The sequence below is a fragment of the Luteibacter sp. RCC_6_2 genome (assembly GCF_041360655.1).
Lineage (GTDB): Bacteria > Pseudomonadota > Gammaproteobacteria > Xanthomonadales > Rhodanobacteraceae > Luteibacter.
The window spans coordinates 1-17999 of record NZ_JBFUPQ010000021.1; the positions used below are offsets into that span (position 1 = coordinate 1).

A 17999-nucleotide genomic window follows, 5' to 3' on the forward strand; every position below is an offset into this window, starting at 1 on the left:
ACCTCGGCAGACGCTGGACTTCCAGAGCCCTGCCGAGGTACTCAATCAAACTGTTGCATCGACCGATTGAGATCGCCGGAGGGCGAATCGGAAACCCCGCCCGGCGCGACGGGCGCGACGGGGCGCCAGCCATAGAACACGGCCGCGCAGCGGCATCCTTTCCCGAGCGACGGTGTAACCGGAGCGACGAGGGTGGCGGCCGACGGCTCTGCCTCGCACACCCCAACGCGAGGCGAAGCCGAGCCGGACAAACGCCAAAAAAAACGCCGCGTCACTGCGCGGCGTCGGTTTCCTCGATAAGGTTTACGCGTTCGCGTAATTCCTTGCCGGGTTTGAAATGAGGTACGTGCTTGCCCGGCAGAGCGACCGCTTCGCCGGTCTTGGGGTTACGCCCCATGCGCGGTGGGCGGAAGTGCAATGCAAAACTGCCGAAGCCGCGGATTTCGATACGTTCACCCGTGGACAAGGCGTGGCTCATCTGCTCGAGCACACTCTTGACGGCAAGTTCCACGTCGCTGAAGGCAAGGTGGGTCTGGCGCCGCGCCAGCGCCTCGATCAGTTCCGACTTTGTCATGGGTCCCCTGGTGGTTCTCGAAGCTGACGCAAATCTGTCAAACAACAGCGAGGGGCGGCACGGCCGCCCCTCGCCCGACGGTTAGTCGGCCTTGTTCATCTGCTCCTTGAGGAGCGCGCCGAGCTTGGTCGTGCCACCAGCAGCGGACTGGTAGTCGGCCATCGTATCGGCCAGATCTTCCTCGTCCTTCGCGCGGATCGACAGCTGGAGCTGACGGCCCTTGCGATCCATGCCGGTGAACTTCGCCTCGACCGCATCGCCGACCTTCAGGTACTGCGTGGCATCGTCCACGCGCTCCTTGGCGATATCGTTCGCGCGAATGTAGCCCTCGACGCCTTCGCCGAGATCCACGATCGCACCCTTGGCGTCGACTTCGCGGACCGTGCCGGTCAGGACCGTGCCGCGCGGATTCGTGGCCATGAACTGGCCGAACGGATCCTGCTCCATCTGCTTGATGCCGAGGGAGATGCGCTCACGCTCCGGATCGACGGCCAGGACCACGGCCTCGACTTCGTCGCCCTTCTTGAAGTTGCGCACGAGGTCTTCACCCGATGCCTGCCACGAGATGTCGGACAGGTGGACGAGACCGTCGATACCGCCTTCCAGGCCGATGAAGATGCCGAAGTCGGTGATCGACTTGATCTGGCCGGACACCTTGTCGCCCTTCTTGTGCATGGCGGCGAACGCTTCCCACGGGTTCGAGCGGGTCTGCTTGATACCGAGGGAGATACGGCGACGCTCTTCATCCACGTCGAGGACCATGACTTCCGTCTCGTCACCGACCTGCACGACCTTGGCCGGGTTGACGTTCTTGTTGGTCCAGTCCATTTCGGAGACGTGCACGAGGCCTTCGACGCCCGGCTCGATCTCGACGAAGCAGCCGTAATCGGTGACGTTGGAGACCTTGCCGAACAGGCGGCTGCCGACCGGGTAGCGGCGGGCGATGGCGACCCACGGGTCGTCACCGAGCTGCTTGAGGCCGAGCGACACGCGGTTGCGCTCGCGGTCGTACTTGAGCACGCGGACGTCCAGCTCGTCGCCGACGTTGACGACTTCGGACGGGTGACGCACGCGCTTCCACGCCATGTCGGTGATGTGCAGCAGGCCATCGATGCCGCCGAGGTCGACGAACGCGCCGTAATCGGTGAGGTTCTTCACCACACCCTTCACGACCGCGCCTTCCGTCAGGCGTTCGAGCAGCTTCTCGCGCTCTTCCGAGAACTCCGTCTCGACGACCGCGCGGCGGCTGACGACGACGTTGTTGCGCTTGCGATCGAGCTTGATGATCTTGAACTCGAGATCCTTGCCCTCGAGGTAGACCGGATCGCGGACCGGACGCACGTCGACCAGGGAGCCCGGCAGGAATGCGCGGACGTCCTTGATGTCGACCGTGAAGCCGCCCTTGACCTTGCCGGAGATCTTGCCGGTGATGGTCTCTTCCTTGTCGAACGCCTGCTCGAGGTCGTCCCACACCATCGAACGCTTGGCCTTCTCACGGGAGAGCTTGGTCTCGCCGAAGCCGTCTTCGAGCGCGTCGAGCGCGACCTTGACCTCGTCGCCCACTTCCACTTCCAGCGCGCCGGACTCGTCCTTGAACTGCTCGATGGGGACGATGCCTTCGCTCTTCAGGCCGGCGTTGATCACCACCACGTCGTTGCGGATTTCCACAACGATACCGGTGACGATGGAGCCGGGCTTCAGCTTGGAAATGGCCTGCTGGCTCTGTTCAAACAGTTCGGCAAAACTTTCAGTCATGTTGATTCCAGGGTTATGAAAGGTCGTACCCGGCGTCTGCCTCGGTTCTCGAGCGCAAGCGGACGGGGGACCCACCGGTCGTGGGCGCATGGGGGAAGCCTGTTGGGAAACCGCCCTGCACCGTTGCCAATATCCCGAGCACACAGCGTGCGCGGGGGTTGTGCCGGATGCGCCTAAGGGCGCACCACGGCGAATACTTTTTCCACCACCGTCTCGATCGGCATGCCGGTGGTATCGATCACCACGGCGCCCTCGGCGGGCTTCAACGGGGCGACCGGCCGCGACGCATCCCTTTCGTCACGTGCCTCGATCTCTCGTTGGAGAATGGTAAGTGTAACGCTCAGCCCCTTATCCTTCAACTGCTTATAGCGCCTTTTCGCGCGCTCGGCGGCACTGGCCGTGAGGAAGAACTTATGGGCGGCATCGGGGAAAATCACCGTCCCCATGTCCCGCCCGTCCGCCACCAGGCCCGGCGCCTTGCGGAAACCGTGCTGGAGGTCCACCAGGGCCTGGCGGACCGACGGGATGACGGCGATGGCCGAGGCCGCCGCCCCTGCCGTTTCCGTGCGTAGTTCGTCCGTGGCGTCGTGGCCGTTCACCAGCACCCGGGTCTCGCCGCCGTCCGGGCTGGCCTGGAAGCGGATCTTCACGGTCTGCGCGCAGCGGGTGACGGCCTCGGCGTCGGAGAGGTCGATGCCCTCCTCCCCCGCCGCATAGCCCACGGCGCGGTAAAGGGCGCCGGAATCGAGCAGGCGCCAGCCGAGGCGTTCGGCCACCAGCCGGCTGATGGTGCCCTTGCCCGAGCCGGACGGGCCGTCGATGGTCAGCACGGGGACGGCAGCCGGATGGGCCATGGGATCAACCTCGTTCGCGAAACGCGCATGATATCGCGTCGGCCGCCCGAAACCGGCCCATGGACAGCCCCCGGGGGCCGTGCTACAAGCCCCCAACCTCTATGCGCCACGGGTTGAAGCGCTCCATGTCCGACCACCTCCAGAGCCAGTTCGAGCAGGCTTACCTGGACCTCACCCGTCTTGGCCAACGGCCCGACAACGACACCCTCCTGCGTATCTATGCCCTTTACAAACAGGGTTCCGAGGGCGACGTCAGCGGCGACAAGCCCGGTTTCTTCGATTTCGTGGGCACCGCGAAGTACGAGGCCTGGGCGGCGCTGAAGGGCGTGCCACGGGAAGAGGCGATGCGCGACTACATCGAACTGGTGAAATCCCTGGGCGGTTGAGGGCCCCGTTCGGTGGGAGAGGCGGCAGCTTGGTGGGGACAGGGAGCAAGCTTGGTGGGAGCCGACCCTGTCGGCGATGGGTGCTTGCCGTAACCTGGCCCGCTGCCGCGGGATCGCCGACAAAGTCGGCTCCCACCAGGTTGTCGTAACTTGGCCCGCTGCCGCGGGATCGCCGACAAGGTCGGCTCCCACCAGATAGGTGACCTCAACGGAAACACCAGATAGGCGGCCTCAACGGAAACACCAGAGAGGCGGCCCCACCGGAAACACCGGAAACACGGGATAGATCCCCTTCACGGTCAGTCCGCGGCGGGGCGCTCTTGTGGGAGCCGATTCATCGGCGATCCTACGAAGCGCGGAGCGATATCCAGGCGGCGACCGGCAATCCGCCGAACACGGCTGCGGCTTCGACCGAGCCGCCCCGTCCGGGCGCCGGCGCTTCCAGCCGGCCACCGCCATCGGCCAGCACCCCGGTCCACCGGCCCTCCGGCAAGCGCAACGACGTCCCCTCCCACCGTTCGCCGGGAATCACAGGCGTCTCCGCCCCACCCAGCCACCCGGCGGTGTGCCGCGCCACGGCGACCGCCAGCCGCTGGCCCCGCCATTCGCGGACGAAGGCCAGCACGTGGCCGGCCGCGGGGCCCTCCGCCATGAGCGGCCGGTAACTCCCCCGCGCGAACAGGTCGGGGTGCGCCTGGCGCAGCCGTAGCAAACGGGCGATCACCGCCTGCTTGATCGCGCCATTCCTCCACACCGGCAACAGGTCCGAAGGCGCGGCATCGCGTTCGAGCGAGGCGGCCCGGGCGAGGAAATCGACGGGGCGGCGGTTGTCGGGGTCGACTAGGCTGAAATCCCAGTAATCGGTGCCCTGGTAGAGATCGGGCACGCCCGGCGTCGTCAGCCGCAGGACGGCCTGGGCCAGCCCGTTGGCCGCCCCGGGGACGGCGATGTAATCCGCGAAGGCCGCCACTTCCGCCGCCGATTCACCCGAGAGCACGCTGCGCAGGAAATCCTCGCAGGCGTCCTCGTACGGCTCGTTCGGCGAGGTCCAGCGGGTCCAGCGCTTCGCTTCGCGCAAGGCCTTGCGTTGCCACGCGGCGATGCGCGTGGCGAAGCGTTCCACGCCGTCCACGTCGTCCGGCGACAGTCCAGGTGGCCATGCGCCGACCAGCATCTGGTAGAGGATCAGCTCATCCGCGGCGGATGGCGCCATCCGCCCTTCCGCGCGTTGGCGGAACGCCGCGTGGCGGGCGCGCCAGCGGTCCACCGTCACGATCCATCGTTGGGGTATTTCGGAGAGCACGGCCAGGCGCGCGCGAAGGTCTTCGCCCCGCTTGTGATCGTGGGTGGCGGTGGCCAGCAGGTTGTACGGCAGGGTGGCGGCGCGCTCCGCGCAGTGACGGTGGAAATGTTCCGGAGCGATAGACAGCTTCGCCGCATCGACGCCCACCTCGTTACGCGACAGCAGACGGCCATAGCGATAGCCGGCGGTGTCTTCCACGGCCTTGGCGGCCACGGGCGACGTGGCCTGCTGAAACATCGCCATCGCCCTTTCGCGGGCGCGGCGCACCGGCCCCGGCGGCAACGAGCGCGGCGCCTCGCCGCCGAGCCATCGGGCGACGAGATGCAGCAACTCGCTGTCTTCGAGACGAATGGTACGCAGGGCACCCTCGACGGCCCGCGCGAACACCGCTTCGTCATAGGCATCGCGGCCAACGCCCCCCGCATAGGTGCGATACACCGGGAAATGCACGAGCAGTTCCACCAGCACGCGGCGAATGGCGGCCAGCGACACATCCCGCGTCGCGATATCGGCACGCGCGGCGGCGAAAAGGGCTCGCGCCGTGCGGTCCAGTTCCGCTTCGAAACTGTCCACGAGGATCTGCCTTCGCGCACGCACCGCTTGCGTCCCGAAGTCCGTGCTCTCGCCCGTGAGCTTGCGCCATAGGCCGGTCAGCGGCGCCTCGCCGTTCTCGTCGTGCAGTACGGCCGACACCTGGTCCATGAATTCGTAGCCGGTGGTGCCATCGGTGCGCCAATCGAGGCGCAGGCCCTCGTCCGGCGCGAGGATCTTCTCCACCACCAGGTAGGCCGCACCGTGCGGAGCCTCCGGCGGACGCCTCGCACGCAGTGTCTCCAGCCGGTGACGCAACTGGCGGCAGTAACGGCGCGGGTCGGCCAACCCATCGACGTGGTCGCAGCGCACGCCGTCGATCAGGCCCTCCGCGTACAGCCGGAAAATCGTCTTGTGCGTGTCTTCGAAGACCGCCGTCCGTTCGATGCGCAAACCAGCCAGCTCGTTGATGTCGAAGAAGCGGCGGTAGTTGACCATGTCGCTGGCGAGCTTCCAGAACGCCAGGCGATAGTGCTGCCGTTCGATCAACGCATGCAGTGCCGCCCTGCCCTCGTCCGTCCCGGGGTCGTGCACGGCCTGCGCTTCCTCGCCCAACGCCGCCGAGGTAGCCGGCGAAAGCGGCAAGTGATCGTCATAGACCCGCAGCATCCACTCGTCGCGCCGCCGCGCCAACCGTACATGGCCTTCGCGCAGGGTCTGCTCATAACCCGCGCCGAGGATCGGCAACAACAGGCGCCCCTTCAGCAACGGATCGGGCGCCTGCCACTCGATATCGAAATATCCCGCGTAGCGGCTTTCCCGCCCATGCCGGAGCACGTCCACCCACCACGCGTTCTCGACGCCCACGCCCATGTGGTTGGGCACGATGTCGACGATCAGGCCCATGCCGTGGGAGCGCAGGCTCGCGACGAGACGGCGCAAGGCTTCCTCCCCACCGATTTCCGGGTTCACCTGGTGGCAATCGACGACGTCGTAGCCGTGGGTCGAACCAGCCCGCGCGCGCAGGATCGGCGAGGCATACAGATGACTCACCCCGAGGCGCGCGTAATAGCCGACGACGTCGATCGCATCGTCGAGGGTGAAGCCCGCATGGAACTGCAGGCGCGCGAGCGCACGCGGAGCGCTCACGCGCGATGCCGGGTCTGGTCGATCGCGGCGCATACGGCGTGGGCGATCGGGCCATCGAACAGGCGTGACGACGAATCGGGCATGCGCCGGCGCCAGTTCGGATGGACCGCGTCGGTGGGACCGGGCAGGTTCGGCTGTTCGTGCAGGCCGAGCACATCTTCCACGGGGAAGATCGCCAGGGGCGCGGGTGCCAGCGATACGTGCCGGGCCGCCGCGACGACCACGGGGGAGATATCGTCCGGCGCGGGCGGGGGATCTTCGTTCCATGCGGAACCGGACGCGAACAACGCCCGCCAGAGCATCACCCGCTCGACCTCGCGCTGCGCTGCCTCGTCGACATCGGGATTGTCGAGCCCGGTGCGTTTTCGCCACTCCACGTCGCGTCCGCTCCACCATCCCGCCACTGTCGGCACGTCGTGCGTGCTGGTCGTCGCCATGGCCTTGCCGGACCATTCCGCCGGCGCGATGAAGCCGCCGTCCGCGGCACGCTCGAACCAGAGCACGCGGATACCAAGGACACCCTTGTCGGCGATCGTCTGACGAAAATCGGCCGGCACGGTGCCCAGGTCTTCGCCGATGACGATGGCACGATGCAGATGCGATTCCAGCGCGATCAGCCGCAACATGTCGCCGAGCGGATAGCGTACGTAGGCGCCTTCGGTCGCACCCGCGCCATGGGGCACCATCCACAGGCGCTTCAATCCCAGCACGTGGTCGATACGCACGCCGCCTGCGTGCGCCAGCGCCGCGCGCAGCATGCCGATGAATCCCTTGAAGCCGGTCTCGCGCAAGCCTCGCGGCGAGAACGTGGTGAGACCCCAATCCTGACCCAGCCGGTTGAGCGCATCTGGGGGTGCCCCCACGGACAGGCCGTTGAGCACTTCCTTCTGGTGTGCCCAGGCATGGCTGCCGCCCGCGTCGGCACCCACCGCCAGGTCGGCCACCAGGCCGATGGCCATGCCCGCGTCGCGCGCCGCCTTCTGCGCTCCCTCCAACCCCTGTGTGGCGAGCCATTGCAGCCACGCGTGAAACGATACTTCGCGGGCGTGCTCGCGAGCGAAGGCCGCCACGTCGGAGCTCGCCGGATCATGGAACGCCTCCGGCCAGCCCTGCCATCCGCCCGCGCGCCCGTGCGCGGTGAAGTCGGCGTGCAAGGCTTCGAAACGTGCGTGACGCTCCAGCGGCTCGCCTTGCTCGCGCCGGAACGCGGCGAATCGCTCCGAGTGCACGATGTCCACCGACGCCCACTCGAACACGGAACGAAGGATCGTCATCCGCGCACGCGCGGCGCGCGGCCAGTCGATCAACTCGAGCCATTCGAGTTCGGCCAGTTCCTGGCGCAGGTTATGGGTATCGATCACCGCGCGCACGGTCTGTTCGCCACTGGTCCGCACCGGGTCGATGTACAGGCCGTTGAGGAACAGGCGGCTCGACGGCGCATAGGGGCTGTAGCGTTCGGGAGCGGCCGCGAACAAGGCATGCAGCGGGCTGATCGCAAGCGCATCCGCGCCCTTCTCCGCGGCCGCTTTCGCACACAGTTCCAACGCCGTGAAATCGCCGATGCCGCCGTCGCCCGGGCGGCGCAGGCTGGACATCTGCACGGCGATACCCCAAGGCCGATGGGCGGAAGCGATGTCGCCGATGCCGAAAGCGCGCGGTGGAGCGACGGCGAGGGTGATCGGCTCCTCGTCGATCAACAACGTGTAGTACCCCGGCATGGCCGGCGCGTCGACTAGCCGTTCGCCGGAAGGCAAGGCGCCCTCGCTGATCGGACCGCCTTCGTCCGTCACGATCTTCCACGAGCGGCCGCGTGCCGCCGCCGGCAGTTCGACGCGTCCACCCGCGTCCGCGGTCAGCAGCCTCGGCGGCTGTTTGCCGCTGCGCTCTTCCTCGATGCGCCGCAAGCTCGCCTCGACATCGTCCGCGTTGTCCGCAGGCAGCCCCAGGGCCTGCAGGACGGCCCGCACCGTCCGGGCCGGGGTCGATTGCGGCCGGTCGAGTGCGTCGCGCCAGTTCACGTCGACCCCGGCCTGTTCGGCCAGTAACGCGAGGCGGTCGTCGAGGGGCTCGTTCACGAATCAGGACTCCAGGCAGGCAAGCGTGCGGCGGGCGGGAAGCAGGCCACGAGAAACGGAAGCGACATCGGCGGCATCGCCGTGCAACCAGGCCGCAGACGGTGATGGTGGCTTCGCGAAAGTGACGTCGGCGTCGCCGACATTGACGAACAACGTGAGCGACGAACCGCCCAACGACCAGGACACGACGAAGGCGCGTTCGCCCACTGGCTCGGCGTCCAGGCTCCGCGCTTGCTCGATATACGGGGAAACGTGCTTCTGCCGCGCCGCGATCAGGTCACGAACGAGCGTCCGGCGCACATCGCCACGTTCGCGATCCCTCACGGGAATGGACGCGGTAAACGTGGCGTATTCATTGGGATCGGGAATGTCCTCGCCGGAGAATCCGGTGAAGGCGTCGAACTCCTTGCGCCGGCCATCGCGCACGGCCTTGCGCAGGTCTTCATCGGGAAAGTCGGTGAAGAACAGGAAGGGTGTCCGGCTGGCCCATTCCTCGCCCATGAACAACATGGGTACGAAAGGCGACAGCAGCAGCAGCGCGAGCGCGGCCTCCAGGATCTCCGGGGAAACGAGCGTGCTCAGCCTGTCGCCGAGTGCCCGGTTGCCCACCTGGTCGTGGTTCTGCAGGAAATTCACGAACCGCGATGGCGGCAGGTGGGCGCTGGGCTCGCCGCGACGGCGGCCGCCCATCGGCTCGCCCTGGAAGGCGAAGCCTTCACGCAGGCTGCGCAGCAGCTTGTCCATCGGCGGGTGGTAGTGCGCGTAATAACCCTCTTTCTCGCCTGTGAGCAGCACGTGCAGCGCATTGTGGAAATCGTCGTTCCACTGCGCGTCGAACCGTCCGCGGCCGAGCAGGTTGGCCTGGTTGGCTTCGTTCTCCATAACGAGGTGGACGTGACGTCCCGGTTCCACGGTGGCGTGCACGCGGTCCGCCAACGTCACCAGCCAACCGGCATTGCCGATCGCGTGCACCGCATCGAAGCGCAGGCCGTCGAAACGGAACTCCTGCAGCCAGTACAGCGCGTTGTGCACGAAGTAATCGCCCACCTGCGGCGTCGCCACGCCGATGGCCGCACCCCACGGCGTGTGCGTCGATTCGTCGAAGAACGGCGACGCATACGCGCCGAGGTAGTTGCCCTCCGGTCCGAAATGGTTGTAGACCACGTCGAGGAAGATCATCAGCCCGAGCCCGTGCGCCGTGTCGACCAGCGACTTGAGGTCGTCGGGCGAGCCATAGGCGTCCGCCGGGGCGAAGGGCAACACGCCGTCATAACCCCAGTTGCGTTCGCCCGCGAACTCGGCGACCGGCATCAGCTGGACAGCGGTGATACCCAATGAAGCGAGGTGCGGCAAGACCATCTCCACGCCATGGAACCCGCCGAGCGCGCCTACATGCAATTCGTAGATCACGGTTTCATGCCACGGCCGGCCGCGCCAGCCGGCGTGCCGCCATGCGTACGCCGCGGGATCGGTGACCCTGCTGAAACCGTGCACGTCGCCACCGACCTGCCGGCGCGAAGCGGGATCGGGCACCGCCACGCCGTCGCGGATGCGAAAGCGATAACCGCGACCCACCTCGGCGGGACACACGCATTCGAACCAGCCGTCGTCCAGCGCTCGCATTGGTGAGACATGACCGTCGTCGCATTCGATCGACACCGTGTCCACGTCGGGAGCCCAGAGCCGGAAACGGGTGCGGCCGTCGCCCAGGTACCTGGCGCCATACGGCATCGGGTAGACGAAGGTGTCGCTCATGCGGGTTCCGTCCTCACCGACGCGGCCAGAAGGATCACGCTGCGCCCTTCCACCTCGATCGACGGTTCGCTCCAAGGCGTTTCCGGCGCGGCCGGCATGGCGCTGTTGCAGCTCATCCGCCAGTTCACCACCGGTTGGGGAAGGTGGAACACGTGCTTCTCGGGCGTCGCGTTGATCAGCACCAGGGTCACGTCGGCGCGCTTTTCGCCGTACGCCTGCGCGCGGCGAAGCGCCAGCAGGCGGCCTTCGGTGTATCCCCAGGTTTCCAGGGTCATCTCCGTGCCGCTTTCGTCGAACCAGGTCACCTCGCGCATGCCAGGGGCCACCTCCGTGTCCCCACGCAGGAAGTGCGCGGCCCTCAGCGTCGGATGCTTTTCGCGAAGACGGATGAGCCTTGCGACGAAGTCGGTCAGTTCCCTGCCCCGTTCATCGGTGGCCAGTTTCCAGTCATACCAGGACAGTTCGTTATCCTGGCAGTACGCGTTGTTGTTGCCCTGCTGCGTGCGGCCGAACTCGTCGCCACCCAGCAGCATGGGCGTGCCGTGGGAAAAGAAAAGCGTGGAAAGCATGGCGCGCTTGGCGCGATCGCGCGCGGTGCGGATAGCGGGATCGTCAGTGGGTCCTTCCACTCCGTAATTGTAGCTTTCGTTGTCGTTGCCACCGTCACGGTTGTCCTCGCCGTTGGCTTCGTTGTGCTTGTCGTTGTAGCTGACCAAGTCTTCCAGCGTGAAGCCGTCATGCGCGGTGAGGAAATTCACCGACGCCCAGGGTTTGCGCCGATGATGGTCGAACAGTTCGCCCGAGGCTTGCAGGCGTCCGGCGAGCACGCCGCGCATGTTCGAGTCGCCTTTCCAGAACTTGCGGACGTCGTCGCGGAACTGGCCGTTCCATTCGGCGAAGCCGGCCGGATGGTTGCCCAGCTGGTAACCGCCTGGCCCGATGTCCCAAGGCTCGGAAATCAGCTTCACGTTCGCCAGCACCGGGTCCTGGCGCATGGCGTCGAACAACCCGCAACAGGGATCGAAGCCATGCTCCTCACGGCCGAGGCTCACCCCCAGGTCGAAGCGGAAACCGTCCACATGGAAGGTCTGCACCCAATAGCGCAAGGAATCCATCACCAGCTGGAGCACCCGCGGATGCGCGGTGTTCACGGTGTTGCCGGTGCCGGTATCGTTGATGCAATAGCGGGGGTTGTCCGGCATCAAGCGGTAGTAGCTCTTGTTGTCGAGACCCCGGAACGACATGGTGGTGCCTAGTTCGCTTCCCTCGCAGGTGTGGTTGTAGACCACGTCGAGGATCACCTCGATGCCTGCCGCGTGCAGCGCCTGCACCGCCGCGCGAATCTCGTTCAGCGCGCCCTCGGCGAGATAGGCGGGCTCGGGGGCGAAGAAGGCCAGCGTGTTGTAGCCCCAGTAGTTGCGCAGCTTCATCTCCGTGAGGCGGCGGTCCTGCAGGAAGGCATGCACGGGCAGGAGTTCCACGGCGGTGACGCCGAGCTTCACCAGGTAGTCGATCACGTAGGGATCGGCCAGCGCGATGAAAGTACCGCGCTCGTGCTGGCGGATACGCTTCAGGGTGCGTGTGAAACCCTTCAGGTGGGTCTCGTAGATCACCGTCTCGTTCCACGGCGTGTGCGGCCGGTTGCCGTGGGTCCAGTGCATCGGTTCGTCGACGACCACGGCCTTGGGCATCGCCGCCGCGCTGTCGCGCCGGTCGAACGAGAGGTCGGCGCGTGGCGAGGAAACCCGGTAACCGTGCAAGGCATCCGACCAGCGCACCTGTCCGTGCAGCAGGCGCGCATACGGGTCGAGCAGCAGCTTGTTGGGATTGAAGCGATGCCCTTCCTCGGGAGCATAGGGACCATAGGCGCGGAAACCGTACAACGTGCCGCCGCGGACGCGTGGCAGGTAACCGTGCCAGATTTCGTCGGTGCATTCGGGCAGTTCGTAGCGTGCGATTTCACGCTTGCCCGAGGGATCGAAAAGACATAGCTCGATGCGCTCGGCATGGGCGGAGAACACGGCGAAGTTGGTTCCCATGCCGTCACACGTGGCACCGAGCGGGTACGGCATTCCGGGCTGCATGCGTTCGGGAAGAGCGGGCATCGGATTCCTCGTCAGTCGGCCACGAAGATGACCGTGGATAGGGGCGGCAGGCTGATCACCAGCGAGCGGTCGAAGCCGTGCGCGGGAACGTCTTGCGCGTATCGCTCGCCCTCGTTGCCCACGCCGGACCCACCATAGTCCGCCGCATCGGAATTGATCGCCTCACGCCAGCGCCCTCCTTCCGGCACGCCGATGCGGAAGCCGTGGCGAGGCGTCGGGGTCATGTTGCTGACGACCAGGGCGGGGCGTCCGCCATCGGCCATGCGCAGCCAGGCGAAGACGCTCTGCGCGGCGTCGTCACCGATCACCCATCGGAACCCGCGCGGGTCCGTGTCCCAGGCATGCAAGGCGGGCGTAGCGGCATAGAGCAGGTTCAGGTCGCGGACGAGCGTCTGCACGCCCAGGTGCAAGGGATGGTCGAGCAGGTCCCAGGCGATCTGGGCGTCGTGGTTCCATTCATGGGGCTGTGCGATTTCACCCCCCGTGAACAGCAACTTCTTGCCGGGATGTCCCCACATGAAACCGTAGTACGCGCGCAGGTTCGCGAAGCGCTGCCATTCGTCGCCAGGCATGCGGCCAAGTAACGAGCGCTTGCCGTGCACCACCTCGTCATGGGACAGCGGCAACACGAACTTCTCGGAATACGCGTAGACCATGCTGAAGGTCATCTCGCCGTGGTGCCAGCGGCGGTGGACCGGATCGCGCGACATGTACTCCAGCGAATCGTGCATCCAGCCCATGTTCCACTTGAAGGTGAAGCCCAGGCCGCCCTGTTCCACCGGCTGGGTGACGCCGGGCCACGCAGTGGATTCCTCGGCGATGGTCATGCAGTCCGGATGGCGCTCCGCCACCAGCTGGTTGACACGACGCAGGAAGGCGATGGATTCCAGGTTCTCGCGACCGCCATACATGTTCGGCACCCATTCGCCCTGCTTGCGCGAGTAATCGCGATAAAGCATCGACGCCACCGCATCCACGCGCAGGCCATCGACGTGGAAGCGTTCGAGCCATGCCAGCGCGCTGGCGACCAGGAAAGCCGACACCTCGTTACGGCCGAGGTTGAAGATCAGCGTATTCCAGTCCTGGTGGAAACCCTCGCGCGGATCGGCGTGTTCATACAACGGCGTGCCGTCGAAGTGCGCCAGGCCGTGGATGTCCGTCGGGAAATGCGCAGGCACCCAATCGACGATCACGCCGATGCCTGCCTCGTGGCAGCGATCGACGAAGCGCGCGAACGCCTCCGGCGTACCGAAGCGCGAGGTCGGCGCGAACTGCCCCAGCGGCTGGTAACCCCACGATCCACCGAATGGATGTTCGGAGACCGGGAGCAATTCGATATGCGAAAAACCCATCCCGGCGACGTAGGGAATCAGGCGTTCGCCGAGCTCGTCCCAATGCAGTTCGCCGCCATCCTTTCCGCGCAGCCACGACCCGGCGTGCAACTCGTAGATGGTCAGCGGCGAGCCCGCATGATGCAGCGCCCCGCGCCGGCGCAGCCAGGCATCGTCGGTCCAGTGGAAGGCCGTGGGGTCGGCCACGATCGAAGCCGTCGCGGGCGGCAGTTCGGCGGCCAGCGCCACCGGGTCGGCACGCTGGGTCAACGAACCGTCCGCACCCCAAATCTCGTATTTGTAGCGCGCCCCCGCGAGCAGGCCGGGTACGAACAGTTCCCAGACACCCGCCGGCACGCGCTTGCGCATCGGGTGACGGCGCCCGTCCCAGCTGTCGAAGTCGCCCACGACGCTGACACGCTTCGCATTCGGTGCCCATACCGCGAAACGCACCCCGTGCACGCCGTCGACGGTGACCGGATGGGCACCCAGGCAACGGAACAACTCGATGTGGCTGCCGTCGGAAAGCCTGCGCAGATCGTCCTCGCCGAGCAAGCTGCCGAAGGCGTAGGGATCGTGGGTGTCCTGCGTGGCCGCCGGCCAATGCACGCGCAACCGGTACGCGGGGGCCTCGACGAAGCCCGCGAACAGCCCTCCCGGATGGACCCGCGCCAGTTCGCCGATCGCGTGGCCCTGGGCATCGATCAACTCGACGCCTTGGGCGCCGGGTTGCAGGGCGCGGACCACGCGGCGCCCATCCACCGCGTGGGGGCCGAGCAGCGCGAACGGATCGCCGTGCCGGCCCTCGACCAGCGCGTCGACCGCGGCGGGATCGGCCAGGCCGTAGGTACGGGGATCGGTCACGTATCCTCCTTCAGTTCGTTCGCCATCCCGCCACGCGCGATCTGCAGCAATCCACGCAGCGGTACGTCGAGCCATCCCGGGCGGTTCGCCGCCTCGTAGGCGACTTCATAGGCGGCCTTCTCGATGACGAAGAGTTCGAGCACGGGCGCCAGCGCCCCGGGCGCGATCCAGCGCACGGGCGCGGCATCGAGCACGCCGCGGTACGCGTCGAGGAATACCTTCGCCGAACGCTCGCGGAAGCGGGCCAGGTAATCGCCGAATCCTTCGTCCTCGACCGGCGCCAGGCCGTCTTCGCCGCGCCGGGCCATCGCCGCGGCGTAGTCGAGCGAGCGGAGGAAACCGGCGACATCCCTCAGCGGCGAACTCTTGCTGCGGCGCTCGTCGAGCGTGCGCGCCGGCTCGCCTTCGAAGTCGATGATGTAGGCGTCGTCCTGCACGACCAGCACCTGGCCCAGGTGGAAATCGCCATGGGTGCGCGTGGCCAATGCACCGTGACCGGCCGCGGCCAGCGTGCCGATGCGCTCGTCCAGTGCGTGCGCGAGGCCGCGCAACGCGTCCACGTCGGCGACCAGGCTCGGTGGCAGTTCCGCCTCCGCATCCACCGACAGCAAGGCGCGCTCCACCTGGCCGCGCACGCTTTCACGCCAGGCTCGCACCGTGCCCTCGCTCGCCGACTCGGGTGAAAATGCCGGGAGTTCGCTCGGTTCCGCCAGCAACGCATGCAGTTCGGCCAGCCGTGTACCGACGGCCGTCGCGAATGCGTCGTAGCCACCCTCGATCTCCGCCTTGCGTTCCTCCTCGCCTGAATGGCTGAATTCGTCGTAGCTGCGGCGCAGGTAATCCAGCGTCCACGCCCACGCATCGCCCTGGTTGCGCAGGAAACCCTGCAGGACCGCCAGCGTGGTCCGCTCGCCATGTTCGCCCAGGCGTACCACCTCACCCAATAGCGGCGCGGTATTCGCGTAGCCGTTCTCGGTGAGGAAGCGGCTCATTTCCACTTCGGGATTGACGCCGGCCGAAGTGCGCCGGAACAGCTTCACCACCCCGGCGTCGTGCAGGATCATCGAGCTGTTCGATTGCTCGGCGGAAAGCCAGCGATTCTCGATGGCCGCGTCGAATGTGATACCGGCAAAGGCGACGGTGGGTTCGAAGCGCACGACACCACCTTGCGTCGCCAGTTCCACGCTGTTGCGCAAGCCTATGAGGAGACCGCTGGCGAACGCTTCGAGCGCGAAACCGTCCGTGAGCAGGCCGATCCGGCGCCCACGGCGGACGCGTGCCAGGGCCAGTTGTTGCGCCCGCGCGGTCGGGTTCTCGTCTTCCCAGACGATGCCCACCGGAAGACTGTAGCGTTCCTTGCCCCCATCCGACAGCGTGGCTTCCACCTCGGTGAGGATGAGGTCGTCGCCACGGTCGGGCCAGGCGGCGCCGTAGAGGATCTTCACCGACTCGATGCCACGGTCCTTGGCCGCGAACCATCGGCGCACGGCGAGGTAGTTCGGCAGCACCTGTTTCTCGATCACGCCGCGGTGATGGGCCATCACCGGACCCTCGACCAGGGCGCCGCGCAGCACGAGCGTCTCGTAGTCGGGCATCGGTTCGGCGGGTACCTCGTGCCACACCGGCATCTGCGCGTTCGGGCAGATCTGGAACGCATAGAAACCATAGGGCGGCACGGTGAGCAGGTAAGGCAACTGTCCCACCGGCGGGAACGAGGAACCGCCCATGATCTCGATGGGCACCTGTCCGTCGAACGTGGCGAGGTCCAGTTCCACCGCCTGCAACGAGCGCGACATGTTCGCCACGCACAGCACGTGCTCACCTTCGTATTCGCGCAGGTAGGCCAGCACCTTGCGGTTACCGGGATAGAGGAACTTCAGGCTGCCACGCCCGAACGCCTTGTAGCGCTTGCGCACGGCGAGCATGCGTCGGGTCCAGTTGAGCAGGGAATGCGGATCGCGCGCCTGCGCTTCCACGTTGATGGCCTGGAAGCCATACAGCGGGTCCATGATCGGCGGAAGGACGAGGCTCGCCGGATCGGCGCGCGAGAATCCGCCGTTGCGATCCACCGACCATTGCATCGGCGTGCGCACGCCGTCGCGATCGCCCAGGTGGATGTTGTCGCCCATGCCGATCTCGTCGCCGTAATACAACACCGGCGTTCCCGGCATCGACAACAGCAGCGCGTTCATCAGTTCGATACGGCGGCGGTCGCGTTCGAGCAAGGGCGCGAGGCGGCGGCGAATGCCCAGGTTGATGCGCGCGCGGCGATCCGCGGCATAGGTTTGCCAAAGGTAATCGCGCTCGTTGTCGGTCACCATCTCGAGGGTCAGCTCGTCGTGGTTGCGCAGGAAGATCGCCCACTGGCAGTTGTCCGGGATCGCCGGGGTCTGCCGCATGATGTCCGTGATCGGGAAGCGGTCCTCGCGGGCGATCGCCATGTACATGCGCGGCATCAGCGGGAAATGGAAGGCCATATGGCATTCGTCGCCGTTGCCGAAATAATCCTGGGTGTCCTCGGGCCATTGATTGGCCTCGGCCAGGAGCATGCGGTCCGGGTAGTGCTGGTCGATCTCGGCGCGGATCAGCTTGAGGATCGCATGCGTCTCGGGCAGGTTCTCGTTGTTGGTGCCCTCGCGCTCGATCAGGTACGGCACCGCGTCCAGGCGCAGGCCGTCCACGCCCAGGTCCAGCCAGAAGCGCATCACGTCGAGCACCGCCTTGAGCACCGCCGGATTGTCGAAATTCAGGTCCGGCTGGTGTGAGAAGAAGCGGTGCCAGAAGTACTGGCCGGCCACGGGGTCCCATGTCCAGTTCGATTTCTCGGTATCGATGAAGATGATGCGCGTGCCGTCATAGGCCTGGTCGGTATCCGACCAGACGTAGAAATCACGCGCGGCGGAACCTTTCTTCGCCTTGCGCGCACGCTGGAACCAGGGGTGCTGGTCCGAGGTATGGTTGATGACCAGCTCGGTGATGACGCGCAATCCTCGCGCGTGGGCCTCGGCGATGAAACGCCGGGCGTCGGACAACTTGCCGTAGTCGGGGTGTACCGCCTTGTATTCGGAGATGTCGTAACCGTCGTCACGCCGCGGGCTCGGATAGAACGGCAGCAGCCACAGCGTGTTCACGCCCAGCTCGGCGATGTAGTCGAGCTTGTCGATCAGGCCCTGGAAATCGCCCACGCCATCGTCGTTGGCGTCGAAGAACGACTTCACGTGCACCTGGTAGATGATCGCGTCCTTGTACCAGAGCGGATCGCTCGAGAAATCGGGAACGACCGCCTGCTTCTTTCCCTTGCCGCGCATAGCCATGGA

The 17999-nt window shown here is 66.3% G+C and carries 10 protein-coding genes; 1 reads left to right on the forward strand and 9 read right to left on the reverse strand.

Annotated elements, in window-relative coordinates; genetic code table 11:
• Positions 1 to 271: 271 nt before the first annotated feature.
• The 3 genes from AB6730_RS17945 to cmk form a co-directional block, all read right to left on the reverse strand.
• Entirely contained in the window at positions 272 to 574 is a 303-nt protein-coding gene (locus AB6730_RS17945; RefSeq protein WP_306847660.1) for an integration host factor subunit beta, read from the reverse strand.
• Between the two features lie 81 nt (positions 575 to 655).
• Positions 656 to 2329 carry a 30S ribosomal protein S1 gene (rpsA, locus tag AB6730_RS17950; RefSeq protein WP_371024961.1) on the reverse strand — a complete coding sequence of 558 codons (1674 nt, stop codon included), beginning with the start codon at positions 2327 to 2329 and terminating at the stop codon, positions 656 to 658.
• Between the two features lie 173 nt (positions 2330 to 2502).
• Positions 2503 to 3183 carry a (d)CMP kinase gene (cmk, locus tag AB6730_RS17955; protein ID WP_371024962.1) on the reverse strand — a complete coding sequence of 227 codons (681 nt, stop codon included), beginning with the start codon at positions 3181 to 3183 and terminating at the stop codon, positions 2503 to 2505.
• A gap of 125 nt (positions 3184 to 3308) precedes the next feature.
• Here cmk and AB6730_RS17960 point away from each other — a divergent pair, with 125 nt between their 5' ends.
• Positions 3309 to 3569, forward strand: coding sequence for an acyl-CoA-binding protein (locus AB6730_RS17960; protein ID WP_371024963.1), 261 nt, complete (start codon positions 3309 to 3311; stop codon positions 3567 to 3569).
• A gap of 346 nt (positions 3570 to 3915) precedes the next feature.
• On the opposite strand, the gene treY is transcribed toward AB6730_RS17960, so the two are convergent.
• The 6 genes from treY to treS are packed head-to-tail and all read right to left on the reverse strand — an operon-like array spanning position 3916 to position 17996.
• Complete coding sequence (gene treY / locus AB6730_RS17965; protein WP_371024964.1) at positions 3916 to 6552, reverse strand: malto-oligosyltrehalose synthase; 2637 nt, start codon at positions 6550 to 6552, stop codon at positions 3916 to 3918.
• The gene (malQ, locus tag AB6730_RS17970) at positions 6549 to 8627 is read right to left on the reverse strand and encodes a 4-alpha-glucanotransferase (RefSeq protein ID WP_371024965.1); all 2079 of its coding nucleotides are present in this window, start codon (positions 8625 to 8627) and stop codon (positions 6549 to 6551) included. The genes treY and malQ overlap by 4 nt, the downstream gene beginning before the upstream one ends.
• Positions 8628 to 8630: 3 nt before the next feature.
• The gene (gene treZ / locus AB6730_RS17975; protein WP_371024966.1) at positions 8631 to 10382 is read right to left on the reverse strand and encodes a malto-oligosyltrehalose trehalohydrolase; all 1752 of its coding nucleotides are present in this window, start codon (positions 10380 to 10382) and stop codon (positions 8631 to 8633) included.
• Positions 10379 to 12487, reverse strand: a complete 2109-nt coding sequence (gene glgX, locus AB6730_RS17980; RefSeq protein WP_371024967.1) for a glycogen debranching protein GlgX — start codon at positions 12485 to 12487, stop codon at positions 10379 to 10381. Before glgX ends, treZ begins: the two co-directional genes overlap by 4 nt.
• A gap of 11 nt (positions 12488 to 12498) precedes the next feature.
• The gene (gene glgB, locus AB6730_RS17985; protein ID WP_371024968.1) at positions 12499 to 14757 is read right to left on the reverse strand and encodes a 1,4-alpha-glucan branching protein GlgB; all 2259 of its coding nucleotides are present in this window, start codon (positions 14755 to 14757) and stop codon (positions 12499 to 12501) included.
• Positions 14679 to 17996, reverse strand: coding sequence for a maltose alpha-D-glucosyltransferase (gene treS / locus AB6730_RS17990; protein ID WP_371024969.1), 3318 nt, complete (start codon positions 17994 to 17996; stop codon positions 14679 to 14681). Before treS ends, glgB begins: the two co-directional genes overlap by 79 nt.
• Between the last annotated feature and the right edge of the window lie 3 nt (positions 17997 to 17999).